Source organism: Halomonas sp. KO116 (assembly GCF_000734975.2).
Classification (GTDB): Bacteria; Pseudomonadota; Gammaproteobacteria; order Pseudomonadales; family Halomonadaceae; genus Vreelandella; species Vreelandella glaciei.
Genome location: NZ_CP011052.1, coordinates 4,193,160 through 4,212,034, shown reverse-complemented (window position 1 = coordinate 4,212,034; position 18,875 = coordinate 4,193,160). Strand labels below are relative to the sequence as shown.

14 protein-coding genes and 1 pseudogene are annotated in these 18,875 nt (G+C 51.0%); 13 read left to right on the top strand and 2 right to left on the bottom strand.

The features are described from left to right. The first annotated feature begins 68 nt into the window (after positions 1 to 68). Positions 69 to 344, top strand: coding sequence for a helix-turn-helix domain-containing protein (locus tag KO116_RS19235; protein WP_442905775.1), 276 nt, complete (start codon positions 69 to 71; stop codon positions 342 to 344). Positions 345 to 657: 313 nt separating this feature from the next. Beyond that, positions 658 to 6,051, top strand: coding sequence for a hypothetical protein (locus KO116_RS19230; RefSeq protein ID WP_035563522.1), 5,394 nt, complete (start codon positions 658 to 660; stop codon positions 6,049 to 6,051). Here KO116_RS19230 and KO116_RS19225 read toward each other — a convergent pair. Further along, entirely contained in the window at positions 6,048 to 6,917 is an 870-nt protein-coding gene (locus KO116_RS19225) for a hypothetical protein (protein ID WP_035563525.1), read from the bottom strand. The genes KO116_RS19230 and KO116_RS19225 overlap by 4 nt on opposite strands. 169 nt (positions 6,918 to 7,086) lie before the next feature. Here KO116_RS19225 and KO116_RS26110 point away from each other — a divergent pair, with 169 nt between their 5' ends. Further along, positions 7,087 to 7,209, top strand: coding sequence for a hypothetical protein (locus KO116_RS26110; RefSeq protein WP_268762328.1), 123 nt, complete (start codon positions 7,087 to 7,089; stop codon positions 7,207 to 7,209). Positions 7,210 to 7,596: 387 nt separating this feature from the next. On the opposite strand, the pseudogene KO116_RS25155 reads toward KO116_RS26110, so the two are convergent. Continuing rightward, positions 7,597 to 7,834, bottom strand: a pseudogene (locus KO116_RS25155) (IS5/IS1182 family transposase); the annotation flags it as partial. A gap of 295 nt (positions 7,835 to 8,129) precedes the next feature. On the opposite strand from KO116_RS25155, the gene KO116_RS19220 reads away from it, so the two are divergent. The 10 genes from KO116_RS19220 to KO116_RS19175 all read left to right on the top strand — a co-directional run bounded on the left by KO116_RS19220 (position 8,130) and on the right by KO116_RS19175 (position 18,048). Next, positions 8,130 to 8,786, top strand: coding sequence for a TetR/AcrR family transcriptional regulator (locus tag KO116_RS19220; protein ID WP_052703805.1), 657 nt, complete (start codon positions 8,130 to 8,132; stop codon positions 8,784 to 8,786). Positions 8,787 to 8,817: 31 nt separating this feature from the next. After that, a complete protein-coding gene (locus KO116_RS19215; protein WP_082072651.1) occupies positions 8,818 to 9,888 on the top strand; it encodes a C4-dicarboxylate TRAP transporter substrate-binding protein in 1,071 nt (356 codons plus the stop codon). A 71-nt stretch (positions 9,889 to 9,959) separates the two neighbouring features. Continuing rightward, on the top strand, positions 9,960 to 10,523 hold the full coding sequence (locus KO116_RS19210) for a TRAP transporter small permease subunit (RefSeq protein WP_045812181.1): 564 nt from the start codon (positions 9,960 to 9,962) through the stop codon (positions 10,521 to 10,523). Then, a complete protein-coding gene (locus KO116_RS19205) occupies positions 10,520 to 11,836 on the top strand; it encodes a TRAP transporter large permease (protein ID WP_035563530.1) in 1,317 nt (438 codons plus the stop codon). The genes KO116_RS19210 and KO116_RS19205 overlap by 4 nt, the downstream gene beginning before the upstream one ends. 102 nt (positions 11,837 to 11,938) lie before the next feature. Next, the gene (locus KO116_RS19200; protein WP_035563533.1) at positions 11,939 to 12,715 is read left to right on the top strand and encodes a cyclase family protein; all 777 of its coding nucleotides are present in this window, start codon (positions 11,939 to 11,941) and stop codon (positions 12,713 to 12,715) included. A 16-nt stretch (positions 12,716 to 12,731) separates the two neighbouring features. Beyond that, positions 12,732 to 13,031 carry a 3-keto-5-aminohexanoate cleavage protein gene (locus KO116_RS19195; protein WP_035563537.1) on the top strand — a complete coding sequence of 100 codons (300 nt, stop codon included), beginning with the start codon at positions 12,732 to 12,734 and terminating at the stop codon, positions 13,029 to 13,031. Between the two features lie 95 nt (positions 13,032 to 13,126). After that, a complete protein-coding gene (locus KO116_RS19190; protein WP_035563540.1) occupies positions 13,127 to 14,194 on the top strand; it encodes a hypothetical protein in 1,068 nt (355 codons plus the stop codon). A gap of 630 nt (positions 14,195 to 14,824) precedes the next feature. Further along, complete coding sequence (locus KO116_RS19185; protein ID WP_035563542.1) at positions 14,825 to 15,808, top strand: fumarylacetoacetate hydrolase family protein; 984 nt, start codon at positions 14,825 to 14,827, stop codon at positions 15,806 to 15,808. 4 nt (positions 15,809 to 15,812) lie between these two features. Beyond that, on the top strand, positions 15,813 to 16,760 hold the full coding sequence (locus tag KO116_RS19180) for an NAD-dependent epimerase/dehydratase family protein (RefSeq protein ID WP_035563544.1): 948 nt from the start codon (positions 15,813 to 15,815) through the stop codon (positions 16,758 to 16,760). A gap of 697 nt (positions 16,761 to 17,457) precedes the next feature. After that, a complete protein-coding gene (locus KO116_RS19175; RefSeq protein ID WP_035563546.1) occupies positions 17,458 to 18,048 on the top strand; it encodes a cupin domain-containing protein in 591 nt (196 codons plus the stop codon). The last annotated feature ends 827 nt before the right edge of the window (positions 18,049 to 18,875 follow it).

Genomic DNA, 18,875 nt, shown 5'->3' with positions numbered 1-18,875 from the left:
CGTGACTAAAAGGCATTCCAAATATCAGAATGTCATCCTGAGTGACATTTTAGACAGCAAAATACCATTTGAAAGCTATTTTTGTCATTCAGGATAACAAAAAGCATTCACAGGAGGTTTTGATGGTTCGTTGTCATCTCGCGCGCTTGATGGGTGAGCACAAAATGAAGATCGTGGATGTTGCGCGTGAAACAGGGCTTAACCGCAATACTGTTACGCTTCTTTATAAAGAAACTGCTCAGCGAATCGAGCTTGATGCACTGGATAAGCTATGCAAGCTTTTCAGTTGTGAAGTGGGTGATTTGTTAGAAATTCAAGAAAATCATGAGAAAAATGAGAGGTGATTAATACTGCCAGTCGTTGACTGAAGGTCGTAAGAATCAATTACTGACGCAAGCAACGGAGCGAATGTGTCACATATACGTCACAGATGTGTCACAGGAAGTTTGCAGACGAACAGAAACAAAAAAGGCAGACCAGTAAGTAACTGATCTGCCTTTCAAAATATTGGTAGCGGGGACCGGATTTGAACCGATGACGGTTATGAGACTGATGATTTAAGGACATTTATTTTGTCCTTAAATGGTTTTAAATGGCTTTAAACCTTATGATAGAGCGGTTTTCGGCAAATGCCGCTTCTGGACGTAAGGGTTATTAATGACACGGGAAGGCGTAGGAGATTGTCACAGCCAGCAGCTGGAAGCAGTGACCGTAAGTCTCGGGAAGCGGTACCGCAAGCTAATAGCATGGGCGCACGAGGAGAATTTACTTGATGTTCTCCAGGTCATTTATCACGCCCTAGGACTAAGCCCCCGCAATGACGCGATTGCCAATCTTGTAAGGGAATGCTCTCACCCTGAATCTGTCGAGATTCTCTCGCTTTGGGCGGGCGACCCGATAGTCGATGAACTACAGCGGTTTGTTAACCATTTCAATGCATCGCCAGACATCTCTCGTGACTACTCACAGGTACCTCACGTCGGCACGGTTGAACAAAACAAACGTCAGTTTCAGGAAGGAGGTGTAAAAAATAAAACGTTTTTGATTACGTTGCTCACTAACCCGCTGGCTGATGGTAAGGCGAAGTCGACCGAAGGCTACCTGCTGTTTTGGCGTCGACTTTTGCGTTTATGGTTTTTGGTGCACGCAGCACAGCGTATCGCTCATCAAAAATGTATCGCGGATCGCAATATCAGTGATGCAGCACGTTTTATGACCTTAGGCCCCTACGATGAAAAATGGCATGTGGTAGACGCGCTATTAAGGCGGTGTCGCAGTTTTGTGGGGCAGCATGAGCCGACGCTTGAGCGTGTTAACGATGCGTTCATCTCTGCCGCCGATGAGGTGAGTCATGATTATCGTGATAACAAGAGCTATAGCCGCTTTTTCAACGCCATTACTGCTATTGCGCGTCAAGATGTTAATCCCATTAATCATGAGGCAATAGCATCTCTCTTGCGTATTGAACGGTTCTTGCCGACTGTCCTCCCACTGGTACACCAAGGTTATGACGAAAGCGAAGATACCGAGTACGAATTTTACGCGTATCAAAAAGAAGAAGATGCCGATCAAGACCCAGAGGATGAGGGGGTCTATGTTGCAAGGGTAGATCCCTCTGATAGCGATGCGGAACAACAATTAGCTAGCCGAAGCTATTTTGTCCAAACGGCAGAAGCATCGCATTTTTTGCCATGGAGCTGGGAAAAGCTACTGCCGCCAGAGCGAGAAAAGCTGCTTAGTTGGGTGGATCAATGCTTATTTTCAACCGATGAGGTAGAGCAGCTCGGCGCCGTGATGGTATGGCTGTCAGTTCGCTTCTCACGCTCGCTCTATTTTGCTGCACAGTTTCAGATAGATGATGCCCCGGGTGATGAGTGGACATTGACACGTGACTTTTCATCGATAACGCGGAAATCACCTCGACGTGGGAATGCCTGGCAACCCAATAGCGAATCACTCGATTATGTTCACTCAATAAGAGAAGTGCTCTCCGTTGAACCGCCGGAACAGGTCACTGCGATCCTCCAGCGAGCCGCTAACGCGCAGCAAGCTTCGCTCGCCACGTTAGGGGATATGTGGGAGAACACTCTGCCTTTGGAACGTTGGTTTTATCAGCAGACCCAATTACATTTTCCCCGAGTAACGAGCGCTAAATTGGCGCAGATCTGGGGACAAGCCGTCTTTGATAACACCCATGACCCCCATTTGGCGCGTCTTTTAACCGCTCACCCCAACGCAGGGTTGCCAGGCGCATGCAGCTATGCGACATGGGATATAACCGCGATCGAAAAAGGATTGTCTCTATCCCTCTCCGACTCAACGCCATTTCCCCCCTCCGTGAATCTGATTGGTAGCCGTCTCTCGCCCATCACGACGGTGTTGCGTCAAGAGATTACTAACGCCAGGGCAATGGTTGAAGGCAGCGCCGACGGTGACCTGATTCACTATCACAACGTCCTGGCTCAATACTGTGTCATGGGACTTTATGCAGCCTCGGGCGGCCGATATCTTAAAGATCCATTTGAGTCGCTGGGCCACTTCAACCTAGCAGCACGTTGTTTATACCTTAACGATAAAATCGACCAAGGGCGTCGAAGTAGCCGGATGGTGCCGTTACCAGACAGAGCGATCGAACTGTTGCAGTGTTACGTGACGCATTTGCAATGGCTGGCTCAAGTACTCAAAAACGTCAACGCTGCGCTGGCAGAAGCGATACATCAAACACTTGATAACAACGCTTTATCAGCACTTCCGCTGTTCTTCTTGTTGGATGATTCGCTGGTATGGCACTCCATGACAAGCACCGACTTGCCCGGGGTGCCTCTCTTTCAGTGGCCCTTGCCCGGCAACGTGTTTCGCCATCGCTATGCCCAACAGCTGCGTTTTTTGAAGGTGCCAGCAGAAGTGGTTGATGGGTGGATGGGGCATGCGGAGCGCAGTGTGGCGACCTACGGCGATTTTTCGCCGCGTTGCTGGACAGACGATGCGCACAGCTATGCCGATGCGGTGAACACCGCCTTTGATGAATTAGGTTTTTTTCCTCCCACGCTGCCTTCGGTGTTGCCTTTATTAACGCCTCCATCTAGCAGTGCTGAGGATCAGCACTATCAAAAGGCACTGGTGAACCGTCGGTTTGGTCAGTGCCAGCGAGAACACGAAAGACGCCAAACGATGGTGCGAGAACGTAAAGCGGCTGAAGCGGATATCGCAATATATATGAGCCGCAGAGCATGGGGGGAGCTGACACAGGACGATATTGATGTGTTAGTTCAGCGTATGCTGCATCGAAGTGGTTCGGTGATACATACCTATGCATCGCTACGGTTGTCAGTGCTGTTGCGGTGCTTGAAAGAGGAAGGCAACCGGCACCAGCACGGTATCAGTAAGCGCGTGGCAGAAGCGTCGGCTGAAAAATCGTTACTGTCCAGCAAGGCTTCAGAGGCCCTTTCATTGTGGCCAGAGCTAAAGCGGTGGGCGGATAACATTCGAGCGAAAGTACTGAAAGCGCATTTTTCTAAATTGAGCGCTTTGAGCGTTGGGGCGCTTTTGTTGTGCTTAGAAAAACGCATTAGTTATCAACGTATGCTGCTAGATGTAGCCCGAGGGCGTAATTATCGACTCATTCAGCACAAGCAAGAGTATTTGCTTGAGTATAGCGAAAGCCTGGAACTGGACAATTACCTCGCACCCGTTCAGCGCCACCGTATCAGCTATAAGACGGCATCTTTGCTAGCCGCCGGGCAGCAAATTCAAAAAGAAATCGATCTAAACAAAGTGCTGATGCCAGCCACTATCACTCCACCCCCTGATGCATTGAAAGGGCATTTGCCGAACATAGCGGAGACAAGCGTTCAAGCCTTGTTTGCAAGCTTGGGTGACCTGATGGATCAAGTAAATCTCTTATCACTGCCTGGCATGGTGGCAGGCATGCTAGGTGGACGTGTTCTTTCGACGAGCTTACCGCTTCACGATGAGCTACGGATTCGAGACGGCGTTAGGTTAGCATTTCCTACCCACGGCGATAGCGCAGACAGTGAACTCAATGTGTCGGCCACAAAAACGTCTCGTTGGCGCCATCTCGACAAAGTGGAGCAGCAGGCCAATGCGCAACAGCTTTATGAAAATGTCCAAGAGGTTCTGAAAGGGTATACAAAGCGGCAATTACGCCAGGGGGCTTCGCAACTTGATAAGCTAAGCAGCGCATACGACGGGCACGTCAGTACCTGCGTCCTGCTATTAGTGCGGTGGATGAGTTTTATTATGCGGCGAGGCAAAGTCGGCAAACGGAACGACTATGCGCAAAGCTCATTAACGCGGTATTTCTCAGCACTGAAATCAGCATTCGCCGAGATTGGCTACCAGGTGGATCTCCTCGATTTTGACGAAGAGGAGGTCACGCACCTTTACGCTAAAATGCTGACGTTCGTCGAGCTAACGTCGCAAGATGCGCACTACTTCAGTCATCGGTTGCGTGATTTTCATGCGTGGGTGGAAACGTTGGGGGTGGCAAGCCCTGATTGGCAAGAATTAGCTATCGAGAATGATCGCCGCAGCGTTCGCGCAGGGATGTTGATACAAAGTGAATACCTCCTGTGTCAGTCCGCTTTGCAATCAAAATGGCAAAGCCAACACGATGAGAAATTTCTGCTGTTAGGATTTGTGCTGTTATTGACGTTTCGTTTTGGGCTGCGCGCGCAAGAAGCAATAGGGCTACAGCGCAATGACTGGTGTGAGCATTACGGTATCCGTTGGGTGCTGGTGCGTGATAACGCGCAGCGCAAGCTCAAAAGCGACGCCAGTCGCCGCGCAGTGCCACTACTTTTTGCACTAGATCCAGCCGAAGAGGATCTCATTGATCATGTGTTAAGTCGCTTCCACTCGCTGGCGGGTAACGATTCAAAACGCCCTTTACTGGGTGAACTTTACGCGAGCCAAGTCAAGCTCATTCACTGGGCAGCGCAGGTCAGCCCGGTGTTGATTCAGTTACTGCGCAACGGGACGTCAAGTAGGGGAATGACGCTGCACCATTGCCGGCACACGTTCTATAACACCATAGCGCCATCGTTATTTGGGATACAAACACCGCTAACAGAAGCGATAAGCGCTCACCTTGATCCACAGTTCATACGTCAGCAGGTGTTGGGCCACGACAGTCATGTATCGCGACGCAGCGGTATGGCCGCGGCGAGATTGATGGGGCATCGTCATCCGCGTACTGGATCGTTAAATTACAGTCACGTGGTAACGGATTGGGCAGATCAACTAACCCCAGTTCTTCATGTGCGTGCAAGAAATATTGACGGTGTTTTAAATACCAAGACATTGTCGCGTATTGAAATGCCGGCGCTTGAAAAAACCGATATTTCCGTTCGTTACACTCGTTTAAATTTTATGGTGTTATGGAAAGTACTACGGTTTGTAGGGCTGGGCATGAGCTACGAGCGTGCAGGGGCGCACGTTAATCTTAATCCAGAGGATACAGAAGTCATTGCAAAAATCGTTCGCGACGCTGAATCACATATGCGATTTAAATTAAAAGGGGAAAGCGATGCTTGGGTAAGTGGGGCGAACCATCCCAATATTTTATTACGTCAAGTAGGCGAAAAGGCGTGGCGCCGACTTATTGAGCATGTGACAGGACTAGAAGAGAGCCGGTTGGTGAGCTTGGATGGTAGCGTCATTTTGGGTGAGTTACCTTTTTTAATCAGTAAGAATCGTCAGCTACTAATGAGTCATCAGCATCACTGCTCCTTTCTTATACAGGTGTTTTCTCTGTTTAATGTGCCAAAGCAATATATACAGATTGCCTTAAAAAATGCGCCTGAAGAGCTCGTCAAGATGCTAAAATATAATGGCTTTTATCAAGAAAATAGCAGTAATAAGTTCCAGCTGGATCCGTTTCCGATTATTGTCGATAATGTGCTTGATCGACGCCAAGAATATGTTGGCATTGGCCTTAAAAGATCTCCGGAAGGAACGATACGCAACAGTCACGAGCTGTCTGTAGCCGTGCTAGCTTGCGGGCTCTTTGCCGCATTAACGAAAGCTTAGTTGTACGTATCCAATGTTTCTTCGCTTTCACTAGTAAGCGTGAACTGATCCATTTCTATTAATGTGTTGTCTATTTTAAGTTCTGTTAATATATAGGAAGGTTTTTGCTTCATTTTTTGCGTTATTTTTTTTGCTTTGAAGCGGACATAAGATTCTTGATAACTGGCTTCTAAAAATACCTTAATGTCTTCGGGGTGGTTGATGGTAAAGTGTCTTATGTCACCTGCTTGTTGTAGGCTATCTTCAATAACGCGAAGCTCTATCCAGTTTTGCGTTCTTGAAAAACCATCAGGCAGGCCAATGCCTTCGATCGATATATTCGTTTTTTCCTCATCGTCGAGTGCAATGAATTCGGAATTAACGTAAAGAAGAGACTCTTTCTCAATAGTGTCGATCAGACTAAAACCATCCGATATTTTTGCATTTTTCCATCTTGATAGAAACACTTTTCGGCGTTCTTCTAGTGTTTCAAATTGTTCTTTACCTAACCAAGATAGATCGAGGCTTTGACTAAAAAGGTCATCGTTAGGAAGAAGTTGTTGAATGATAAATAATGCCAGTGTGCGTGATTTTTCTATGATTTCTTGGGAGGTTTTTGGATCTTTGAGAGTGTCTAGAAAGAAGACAGCACCATTTTTATCAAAAGGATTTTCTGTACTAAAAAATATTGTATCATAGTTGATTGCGACACCATATTCTTCTTCGGTAATACAGTTAAGACTGGCAGCAAGATATTTGATGATTTTTTCAATAGCAGAGTTTGTAATTTTATTTATATCAAATGAAAAATAACTTTTATTTACACTTTTGATGGCGCCAACATTAGGTGCAAGAATGATTACCTGGTTTTCTTTTAATTTTGACATGGTAAGCTCGCCAAGGTTAACTATATATAAATACAAATAAAGCTAGCAGCAGTGCCATGTTATCAATGGGTTAAATAACCGCTATTTTTGATGCTATTTAGCTAATTTAGCGTCATTGGTATAATTTGGGATTGTTGCAGTCTGCTCTTAAAAGAAGGGGAGAGGCACTATGGATCTCGAACCACTTGAAGGCTTCGTCACCACGCGGCGCCGAGAGAAGTTGCAAAAGCAAGAGAGCGTCACCAGCGTCATCATGGTGTTTGGGCGTACCAACCCGTTTCGCTCCGATTAGCTGTATGAAGCGAGACAGGCGATCATCGAGTATATCGAGGTGTTTCACTCGCCCTGGCAGCATGCTCGCAAATAGCTTCCCGAAGATCGTGAGAGCTGTTGGTGAGGCGCACAAAAGAATGAGAAACGATAACTTGTTGTTTGGTTTGAATTATATCGGCTAGCTTCGTAGCTCCCAGACGATGCGTTCCTACATAACGCTAAAATTGCTTGGGATCTTTTTCACGAAGCTGTCAGGCCGTCTCTATCCCCATTATCCGCAATCTCTCGCCGGTGCGCCGAGCAATGCTCCCTAGCTCGGTGACCGGGATTTGCTTGAGAAGCGTCTGAGTCGCTGGAATATCCGCCGCTATCTCACAAACACCTTGATCACGGTAGCCGGGATGCTGGCCTGGCTGGCGTAGATAGCATCCTTCAGCGCCTCGTTGGCGTGGGCATACCACTGTTGCAGAAAGTAGATTTGCAGCATGCGCTTCATACCGATGAATGGCCGGCCACGCTTGCGCGCCGAATTCGTGAAGTAGGACGGCGACAGCGCCTCAATCAGTTCCTGTCAAGGCATCCAACTATGCCGGGTCGCGGCGGGTGACCTTCTTCTTGTTCTGGTGCTCAGCCTGACGAACTATAGCTGCTTCATCGGGCGGCTCTGCTCAGACAGTGGCAGCGTATCAATGGCTGCCAGGCAGCTACTGCGAGACTTACTCAGCGCCTCCTTAAAAAGTCCGGGTAATACTATTGATTTAAATGAGAGCCCGGCACCGTGACGTAAATTTCGGGAATGAAGCCGAACTCAGTCATGAAGGCGATCAAGGTACGAGCGTGGTTTAACGAAAAACGGCTTGACAATTACCCTCTCAGTAATTAACCATATGAATTAACCATGTGATTAAATCATTTGGTTAAACACAAAAGGTGACCATCGTGTCGGAAACAAGCAATGTGCCCCAGAAACAGCAGGATACCCAGAAGGCGATACTGGATGCCGCCGAAGCCGTTTTTGCCGATAACGGTTTTGAAGGCGCCACCACACGTGCCATCGCTGAAAAGGCGGAAACAAATTCCGCTCTTATACATTACTATTTCCGCAACAAGGAGAGCCTGTTCATGGCTGTGGTCACGCGCCGCTCTGGCTCGATCAATGAGCGCCGTCGTTGCCTGAAGAACGCCCTGTTTGCTGATGGCGGGCGGCCGGAACTGGAAGAGCTCTTGGACGCCTTCCTGCGCCCGACTATTGAGCTCGGTCGAGACGAGGAGCATGGCGGACACAATTATGCGCGCCTACTGGTTCATGTGGCTTCGGGCATGGATGAGCGATCCCGAACCCTGACGAGCGCGCAATACAACCCCGCTGCCCGCGAATTTATAGATGCGATTTTGTCCATCGTTCCGGGTCTCAGCCGTAAAGAAGCTGCCTGGGGTTACCTCCAGGGGGTGGCGGTTGCCCTTTCATTAATGGCGCGCACTGACCGCGCCTCGGAATTGTCAGACGGTGAATGTCATGACGACGATGTCGAAGAAGTAATTGCGCGCGCGCGGACATTCATTGCTGGAGGCATTCGCGCGCTCGCCGACCAGTAGAAACCCACAACAATCAAATGAGAAAATTACAATGAGACCTGCATCGAAGAGTGCCTTCCTTACATTAACACTCCTCGTGGGCGCCACCACGATACCGGCTGAAGCCGAAACGATCCGTTCTACCGTTATAAACGGCCATCCGCAGTCATTTCTGTGGGTCAAACATTTGAGCGAGACTTTCATCCCGACCGTCGACGCGGTCCTCAAGGGAACTGACTATTCTTTTGACTGGACGGAAGCCTATGGGGGCACGCTAGCAGCCGTTGGCGGCGAACTGGAGGCGATCGAAGACGGACTGGCCGAAGTAGGCGTGGTGTCAACTCTCTTCAATCCTACCAGTCTACCGCTCCAGAACGTCACCTATTTTACGCCCTTCGGTACGCCAGATCCCGAACTCATCCTCCAAGTGATCGACAATCTCCATGCAGTGATTCCAGGCATGACCGAAAGCTGGCATGAGTATGACGCTGAATATTTGGGCGGCGGCATTGCACTAGATAACTACCTTCTAATGACCAATTTTCCGGTCGAATCCGTCAACGATCTTCAGGGCCGCCGCATCGCCGCACCCGGACCGTCCGTCAACTGGCTGGAAGGTACTGGCGCCGTTGGCGTGGCTGGCAATCTGACCACTTATTACAACGACCTCCAGACCGGAGTCTTCGATGGTGTGATTGTCTTCCCCACCGCGGCCGCGCCAGCGCGGCTACAGGAGGTAGCCCCGCATATTACTATCACCAATTTCGGCGCTCAATATGCTGGTTCCGTAGTTGCCAATAAAAGCTGGTTCGACGCACAGCCTGAGGTTGTGCAGGAAGCTCTGCGCGAAGGGGGGAGAGCTTTCTCCGAAGCATATCTGGATGAGCAAGCGGAACGCATCGAGGCATCGATGCATACGCTCACCGAAGGCGGAAGTACAACAGTGACCGAGCTCTCAAAAGAGGAACGCACCCGCTGGGCAGAAGCCCTGCCCCAGATCGCAGAAGCCTGGGCGAGCGACGCTGATGCACGCGGACTTGCTGGCTCTGAGGTGCTCGATGCCTACGTTTCGGCGTTGAAAGAAGCCGGGGTCGAGCTGCCACGCGACTGGTCCGACCGCTAAGCCTAAGCCCGAGCCCGCCTCCAAACCTAAGGGCGGGCACCCACCTTTATATTTTATCCGTAGGAAAAACCATGCCTACCTCCAGCGAATATGCCACTGGCTCTCGCCCACTTAATCTTGCGGCCAGTATCCTTGAGCGTCTCACCGCGCTAGCCAGCGCGGTCGGCATGATCGGCATATTAGCGATCATGCTCTTGATTTCTTCCGACGTGATAAGCCGCGTAATCTTCGACCGGCCCATTGCTGGCGTGCCGGAGATGGTGGCGATGTCGATCCAGGCCATCGTTTTCCTGCAGATTGCCAACACGTTAGCCCAGGGCAAGTTAACCCGTAGCGATGCCTTTCTTGGTTTTCTGCGCAAGCGCCAAAGGCGGCTGGCTGACTTCATCGATGCGCTCATGCATGCGGCCGGCACGGTGCTCATTAGCATCCTGATCTCAGCCTTCTATCCACTCTTCCTGCGCAGCTATGACCGTGGCGAGACAGTGGGCACAGTGGGCCAGTTTATTGCACCGATCTGGCCGGTTCATCTGATTATTTTGATCGGCTCAGGTCTCCTCTTCCTTGTCTTCCTGCAGCGCACTATCTCACTACTAGTGTTGGCGATTGGTTCTGGCAAAAAGGTATGCAAATGAGTGGCATCGAGATCGGCCTAGCTTCACTGGCCGCCATCCTAATCCTAATTTACACCGGCATGCATGTTGCCATCGCGCTGGCATTGGTCAGCTTCCTCGGCTTATGGTTGCTGCGCGATGATCCTGGCCAAGCTGCCCGAATTCTGTCCCTGGCTTCGCGAGAGAGCATTTCGAGCTATCTCTTCGGCGTGATCCCGCTTTTCGTGCTGATGGGGCTTGTCGTCAGCCGCGCCGATATCGGTCGCGACACATTCGACGTCGCCAACCGCGCCTTTAGGCGCATCAGTGGCGGGCTCGGCATGGCGACGGTCGGGGCCAACGCTATCTTTGCCGCCATCACAGGTGTCTCTATCGCCTCGGCCGCCGTCTTCTCCAAAGTGGCGGTGCCGGAAATGGTGCGTATCGGCTTTTCGCGACGCTTCGCGGCCGGCGTGGTGGCTGGAAGCTCCATCCTCGGTATGATGATCCCGCCAAGCCTGCTTCTTATCCTTTACGGCATCATCGCTGAGCAGTCGGTTGGCCAGCTCTTCATTGCTGGCATCGGGCCCGGCCTGTTACTAGCGGTCGCCTTCTGCATTGGCATCTGGGTGATGGTGCGCTTCTTCTCTGGCTTCACAGGCATACCGAAGCCGGTAGTTGAGCGCAGGCTCAGCCGAGGGGCCGCGATACGCGACACTGCTTCCAAGCTGCTGCCCATCCTTCTTCTTGTTGGTCTCGTTCTCGGCGGGATCTATGGCGGCATCTTCACGCCAACCGAGGCTGGTGCCATCGGCGCACTCGGTGCCATCGTTATCGCCGCAGCCAAGCGCCGCTTTGGTCCCCGCGCGTTGTGGAGTGTTACGCTGGAGACTGGCCACATCACGGCGTCGATCTGCTTACTCATCATCGCCGCGACCATGTATAGCCGCTTTCTAGCGCTGTCGGGATTGCCTGTCTTCCTGACCGAATGGATCATCGGCATGGATGTTGGTATCTACGGCTTTCTGCTGTTTTACGTCGCTGTCTTAATCCTGCTGGGCACTATCCTTGATTCCTCTTCCATTATGCTGATTACCCTGCCACTTGTGCTACCTGTGGCGACAGCGCTGCATATGGATCTGATCTGGTTCGGAATCATTACGGTCCTGGCCGTCGAAATCGGTCTATTGACCCCACCCCTTGGGCTCTCAGTCTTTGTCATAAAGGGTGCGCTCGATGACAGTACAATCAGTCTCAACGACGTGTTTGTAGGCGCGGCGCCCTTCGCTTTCATTATGCTTCTCATCCTGATTCTGATCGTCGCCTTCCCCTGGATTACAACTGGAATGCTCTGACCTAGAGAGGCCACTAAAACGACAGCTGGCCAGAGTTGGAGCGTTGGCCTCTAGCTGTAGCTCCACTACTGGCAACTAATCAAGTGAAATGAGGAAAATTTAATGTCACGCAAACTTATCGACATCTCGGTCACACTGGATGCCGACATTGTTGCCGATCCAGAGTTTATGCAGCCGAAGATAGATTACTCCACTCACGAGGACACGGTTGACCAGATGGCCAGCTTCTTTCCGGGGTTGGACGCTAGTAGCCTTCCCTCAGGAGAGGGATGGGCCGTTGAGACTCTCCATGTCTCAAGCCACAACGGGACGCACCTGGATGCACCCTATCATCATCATTCCACTATGGATGGCGGCATACGAGCGATCACGATCGACGAAGTGCCGCTGGAATGGTGCTTGGGCCGGGCGGTCAAACTGGACTTCAGATACCTACCCGATGGTCATATTGTCCAGCCTGCCGAAATCGAAGCAGAACTTCGTCGCATCGGCCATGAATTGCAGCCGCTCGACATCGTGGTCGTCAATACATCAGCAGGACTGCGCTATGGAAAGACCGACTATCTGGAAGCAGGATGCGGGGTTGGGCGCGAGGCGACATTGTGGCTGTTGGAGCGCGGCGTACGCGTCACCGGCACTGATGCATGGTCCTGGGATGCCCCCTTTAATATCACCCGTGAAAGGTGGCTCAAGGAACACAATCCCTCAATTATATGGGAAGGCCACAGAGCATCAATAGAGATCGGTTACTGCCACATGGAAAAATTGTCCAATCTAGAAACCCTGCCGTCAACAGGATTCGAAATTAGCTGTTTTCCTATCAAGCTTAAGGGCGGTTCTGCGGGCTTCACTCGCGCTGTCGCTATTCTCAACGATTGAACGGAGAGTTACTGCTATGTCTCGTCAGAAAATCATCATCACCTGTGCCGTCACCGGCGCGATTCATACGCCGACAATGTCGGATGCCTTGCCCTACACGCCCGACGACATTTCCTCACAGGCGGTGGCTGCCGCGGAGGCGGGTGCTTCGATCCTGCACCTGCACGCGCGTCGTCCTGTGGACGGAAGTGTGACCATCGACCCTGAGGCCTTCACCGCCTTCCTGCCACGAATCAAGCTAGCTACCGATGCAATCATCAATATCTCGACCGGCGGAAGCCTGACCAACACAGAAATGAAGTGTAGTGAAAGCTAACACAGCTAGAGTTTTTCTGGGGGTAGCCCCCATTTTTGGCTCATTAAAATATTGAGTCTTTTAACATCATAAAAATAATCTGGAGTATGACCAGTATGACAATTAAAAACAGGCTTGCATTAGCCATAGCAGTCGCTTCAATGTCTTCTCAAGCTTACGCTCTTGAAATTGGGGAAGTTGACGGAACAACGTTTAGTATTGGCGGTTATGTTAAAGCAGAAGGGATTTTCAACAACCCTGATGGGGGAGATAACTCTTTTGATGGATCTGCTCGTCAGTCACGACTTAATTTCGAGATCGACAGTGATGTCCAGGGCCATGATGTGACGGCCTTCGTGGAGGGGGACTTCTTGGATAATGCCACCGATACGACTGACAGTAGTTACGCCATGCGTCTGCGTCATGCTTTTATCCAGGTTGACAATCTGACGCTTGGCCAGACGTGGAATGGCCAGTTCTTTGCTACTGCGCCATTTGATGTCGAGATTTTGGATTTCTACGGTACAGGTATCGGTAGCATTGCTGGTAGTGGGTCCGTCGTTCGGCCGGATCTCGTCTTGCACTACACGACTGGTGGTCTGCGCTTCAGTTTTCAGGATCCGATCTACAGTGATGCCGATATTCCGGACATGGTGGCATCCTATACATACCGAACCGAGGCCGGGCATGGGTTTAATGTTGCCGTCACCGGCCGGGAGGTTGAGACGGGTGTCAATGATTCAGAGTTTGGCGCTGCGATCTCCTTAGCGGGTAAACTAAATTTTGGTGACACCTCGCTTGCCCTGAGTGGCTATACAGGAGAGGGTAATAACGTGTCCTCCGGGTGGGGGTTTAACGGCGCGTCAGCTCCGGGGCCTACCATTGCGTCTAAAGGTGAGGTCGACTCGTCCGGTGACCTGGTTAGCACGACAGGATTTTCTGCTGGTGTCAGTCACAGGTTCACCGATCAGCTTCGTGGCAATATTCGCTATGGGCAGGTGACTGCTGATGAAGTAGCGACAACTGTAGATGACGATACGCTTCAGGTAACCAACGTTAATCTAATTTATACCTATTTGCCTAATTTGGACATTGGGGTCGAGTGGCGTGATCGCAACGCGCTTACGATGCCTCTTCGCCCAGGCGGGCAGCAATTAGAATTGATGGCAATGTATAAGTTCTAATGACGTGATGTCTAGATAAATCCTTTTCTCGTTTTGATCTTTTGAACGGCGAGTCATTAGGTGACGTAGCGCTTTATGATTCGCTTTTTTACGTGTAAGTATTTTGTCTGGTGAAGTTTTTGCGCATTTCTACACTGGATAGGATCTTGTCCGTATGGAACCCTGCATCTGGGGCTTTCCTTTTGGAGATGAGTTTATGAGGTTGCATGAAAAAGTAGCAGTAATCACTGGTTCTGGACGCGGGAGTACAACACTCCTTAAGTCGATAGGTGGATGCCAGCTTAGGGGAAGAGCTCTGTCGGACGCGGCTCACCTGCCTTGTGGAGCATCATTACTCAGGTATCGAGTAGTTCGATACCTCGTATCCTAAAAAGCGACTGTTCAGGCTGCTGGAGCTGAGGTCACCCTGTTGCTATTGGAACTGTTCGAAGTCCCGGCATGGAAGACCATGCCAGCAGCTTTTCTATGCAACTGACGCGCGACACGACCATGCTGACAGCCTACACGTAGGCGGAAAACCGCGCGTCGATTTGCCCTGTTGGGTCGATAACAACGGTCTGGCCTAGTGTGGGACTGATGCTGTTGGGCAGCTAGGCAGTATTGTTAAAACAAATCAAAAGGAACATGCCGATGAAGCTAGCTACTCTTAAAGATGGAAGCCGTGATGGCCGGCTAGTGGTGGTCTCCCGTGATCTTACTCACTCAGTAGACGCTAGTGCTATTGCTCCCACCATGCAGCTGGCCTTGGAAAGCTGGGAAGAGTGTGCTCCAGCCTTAGAGCAGCTTTACCAAGATTTGAATGGTGGCGGGGCCGAAGGCTCCTTCGCCTTCGACCCTACCCAGGCGGTGGCACCTTTGCCGCGCGCTTATCAGTTTATAGATGCTTCAGCGTTTCTCAATCATGGTGAAATTATGGGGCAAGCCTTCAATCTGACAGTCCAGGTGCCGGAGGGCGTGCCGATCCTAATTCAACGCCAGGGTGATGACTTCCGTGGCCCCTGCGACGATTATGCTTTCCCAAGCGAGGGGGACAATTGTGACTTCGAGGGGGAACTTGCGGTCATTACCGGCGCCATTCCCATGGGGGCGAATCCGGAGCAATGTGAAGCGAGTATCCGCCTATTTACACTATTCAATGATGTATCGATGAGGTCCCATCTTTCGAGAGAGCTGGAGATGGGCTTCGGCTTCATCCAAGCCAAGCCCGCCGCGGTATTTGCCCCCGTAGCGGTGACGTCCGATGAGCTAGGCAGTGCGTGGGATGACGGTCGAGTGGCACTGGATCTGCGTGTTTCACGCAATGGTGAATGGTTCGGTCACCCAAACGGCCGCGAAATGGACTTCAGCTTCGGTGAGCTGCTCAGTCATCTCGCTTATAACCGTAACCTGGGGCCGGGCACCGTACTGGGTAGCGGCACCTTCTCCAACCGCGACTTCCGTTCAGTAGGCTCCAGCTGCCTGGCTGAAAGGCGAGCACTGGATATCATAGAGTTTGGCGAGGCACATACACCGTTTATTAGTTTTGGTGAGAACCTGCGCTTCGAGATGCTGGATGAAGAGGGCCAGAGCTTGTTCGGTGCTATCGATAACCGCTACGTCGCAGCACAGGAGTGAAAGGGTGAAGATATTGGTCACCGGCGCTAACGGATTCGTTGGTCGTCATTTGGTAAGCCGTCTGCTGGAGTCCCGGTCTCTCAACGGTCGAACCATTAGCCAGTTGGTGCTGATGGATATGGCTTTTGACGAGGCGTTCGAAGAAGCTCATGTACGCAAGATTGAGGGCAGCATCGCTGAGGCCGGGCAATTCGATATGGCCTTTAACGATGGACCTTTCGATCTTGTCTTTCATCTGGCCAGCATTCCCGGTGGGGCGGCAGAAAAGCACTTCGATCTAGGGCGCCGGGTCAATCTTGAAGCCACCCAACGGCTACTAGAACTCCTGCGTCACCAGGAAAGCGTACCTCGTCTGGTTTTTGCCAGCACTATCGCTGTCTATGGCTCCCCGATGCCGTCACTAGTCAATGACGATACGCCACTACGCCCGCGTATGAGTTACGCCATCCAGAAGCTGGCTGGTGAAATCCTAATCGAAGATTATAGCCGTCACGGCTGGCTAGATGGTATCTCACTGCGCCTGCCTGGCATCGTTGCTCGGCCACCACAGCCATCCGGCCTACTATCCGCATTCATGAGCGATGTGTTCTGGCGGCTGAGGGACAAAGAACGCTTCGCCTGTCCCGTTTCACCTCAAGCGGTGGCATGGTGGATGTCGGTGAGCTGCTGCGTAGATAACCTCATGCATGCGGCCACCCTATCAGGCGACGAGTTAAAGACGCACCGTAGTATGGTCTTGCCGGTGCTGCGCTTGACCATGGCAGAAGTGATCGAGGGGTTGGTGCGATGCTTTGGCCATGACCGTCTTGAACTGGTGGAGTATCAGCCAGATAAACAACTGGAAGCCACTTTTGGCGCATTTCCTGAAATGCATGCGGACATCGCCACTGGCCTCGGTTTCACTCATGATGGCGATGTGGATCGGCTAATCGAGCAGGCGGTACGCGTCTAGTCAACTTAGGGTCTGTCTGAACAGCGTCTGTGCTTGCCATACTGCGTTAAAGTCAGCTGGTCTTCACATGCTGGCTTTTCAGACAAACCATAGTACTGCAGTTGTAGATAGTCATCGAGAGACAAGGTAATGATGCTTCCGTTTGTCCGTTGGCGTCTTACCCAGTGATAGTACTGGGTGACACGCTGGTGAAGTCTTCTCCAATCCAACAGGACCAGTGCATACAATAGCTGGAGTCGAGTCGGTGTGAAATGAATTTAGACAGATGATGGGCGAGGATGGACTGGAGTTTACCCTCAAGACAATGGCAGAGACTGATAGTGCTATCGGCGCCGAGTGTGAGTTGCCAAACGGCATTCCAAATGCCGCTGTTTATACGTTGGATAGTCTCGGCCTTTTGGCGCAAGTTCGGACCTATATGTGATGATCGGGCTCTTCTGAGTTCAGCGGGCGTTAACTACAGTCAGTGGAACGATGCCGAATACGGGCTAAAGACTCTGGTCGCCTGTGCCGCGTTGAGATTGAAGGCGGCAATAAAAGAAAGAGGAGCACGTGCGAATGATTCGAGGGTAGCTCAAGATTTGGCTAAATTTATTTAGGCGTTTTTAAAGCTTATAAAGTGTCTGCATGTGTGTATACCAGCACTAAGCATGAGAGCGGTAGGTTAGACTGAGCAAATTAAATAAAGGAAAAAACTATGGTATTCCCAGATATACATCGTGTTGTGACCGGCCATGATCAGGACGGTAAGGCCATTATTGTTAGCGATGGACCTTTAAGTACGGTCGTGGAACTTGATGCGCTCCCGGGTACGACCTTACACGAGGTGTGGTCTACCGGTGCTACACCTGCGGTCATCGACAGCGGTGAGGATCCAACGGCGGGCCCGATCACATTGCCTCCTCCCAAGAATGGTACGCGCATCCGTTTTGTCGATATCCCGCCGGATAGTGAAGATTTCTTGACTCATGGCGCGTCCAGAATGAAGGATGCCTTCTCACAAATGGGTGATGAGAAAGCCTCCACCGTCAAGCCGGACTCCCCTCATCCCCTCATGCATCGAACGGAATCTATTGATTACGGGATTGTGATGGAAGGTGAGCTGACACTAGTTCTTGATGATTCCGAGGTCCAACTCCGACCCGGTAGTGTCGTTATTCAGCGGGGAACCAACCACGCTTGGGCCAACCGGTCTGATAAGGCCTGCCGTATGTTATTTATCCTCGTTGATGGTGCTTATGACCCGGAAATTGCCGAGGCGCTGGAGAGCCGAGCCGCTACGTCATGAAGTCCAGCCCCCCTGTTTCGTCTATGTGAAAAACCGCACTCGTAACGGGGCTACGGGGGGCGCAATCGCTGAGGGTTCGAGCCAATGCCATTTCGTCGGGCTTGGTTCGTACTCCTTTGCTTCCGTGTTGATGAGCAACAGCCAATTCATCATCTAGTCCGAGGCAATGACAAGTGGGTGCATTCTCTACGCTATTCTCTCAAGGATTGAAGTCTCCAGGAATCTCGGTAAGGTTCGAATCAATCATCTGGGACCCGACAGGTAACTTATATATCTCATTTAATTACCCGGGAGCTTAAACATATTTCTAGTTGTTAGCTCTATCCTGGTGAGCACTTGCCATGGATGAGTGTCACTCTGAGAACATATCAAAGATCAGATTCTGCAGCCAACGGGTTCCTGGATACTGATGAAAGCGGCGATGCCAGAATAGATTGATGAGGGTTTCTGGAAAAGGGAGAGGGTGTGTTGATGCATTTTTAGCCCGAATCGGCACTGGGTTGCCTTATCCAGCTTGTCTGTAACTGTTACCATCAGGTCGCTCTCGCTTATGATATACGGCACAGCAGCAGAATATGGCAGTTTCAGTCTCACTGGGCGATCAATACCCGCATGGCTCAACTCCTTCTTTACGCTGCTATGACCTGTGCCTTAGCTACTACAGCATGTTTGCTACTCTGAAATCATCGAGCCCGAAGTTCATCGAGCCCGACGTTGCTCTCCTTGAGGATGATCGTGGCGCATCAAGCAAACATACCTCTTCATGAACAGCTTTTGCTGATAGAAGCCAGCGCCAAGCTGTGGGATCAGCCCAATGGCCAAGTCGA

Bases quoted from the DNA above. Each gene is read 5' to 3' on its own strand.
- KO116_RS19215 (WP_082072651.1), top strand. From the start codon at position 8,818: ATGAGACCTGCATCGAAGAGTGCCTTCCTTACATTAACACTCCTCGTG.
- KO116_RS19195 (WP_035563537.1), top strand. From the start codon at position 12,732: ATGTCTCGTCAGAAAATCATCATCACCTGTGCCGTCACCGGCGCGATT.
- KO116_RS19200 (WP_035563533.1), top strand. From the start codon at position 11,939: ATGTCACGCAAACTTATCGACATCTCGGTCACACTGGATGCCGACATT.
- KO116_RS26110 (WP_268762328.1), top strand. From the start codon at position 7,087: ATGGATCTCGAACCACTTGAAGGCTTCGTCACCACGCGGCGCCGAGAG.
- KO116_RS19175 (WP_035563546.1), top strand. From the start codon at position 17,458: ATGGTATTCCCAGATATACATCGTGTTGTGACCGGCCATGATCAGGAC.
- KO116_RS19230 (WP_035563522.1), top strand. From the start codon at position 658: ATGACACGGGAAGGCGTAGGAGATTGTCACAGCCAGCAGCTGGAAGCA.
- KO116_RS19210 (WP_045812181.1), top strand. From the start codon at position 9,960: ATGCCTACCTCCAGCGAATATGCCACTGGCTCTCGCCCACTTAATCTT.
- KO116_RS19225 (WP_035563525.1), bottom strand. From the start codon at position 6,917: ATGTCAAAATTAAAAGAAAACCAGGTAATCATTCTTGCACCTAATGTT.
- KO116_RS19190 (WP_035563540.1), top strand. From the start codon at position 13,127: ATGACAATTAAAAACAGGCTTGCATTAGCCATAGCAGTCGCTTCAATG.
- KO116_RS19185 (WP_035563542.1), top strand. From the start codon at position 14,825: ATGAAGCTAGCTACTCTTAAAGATGGAAGCCGTGATGGCCGGCTAGTG.
- KO116_RS19205 (WP_035563530.1), top strand. From the start codon at position 10,520: ATGAGTGGCATCGAGATCGGCCTAGCTTCACTGGCCGCCATCCTAATC.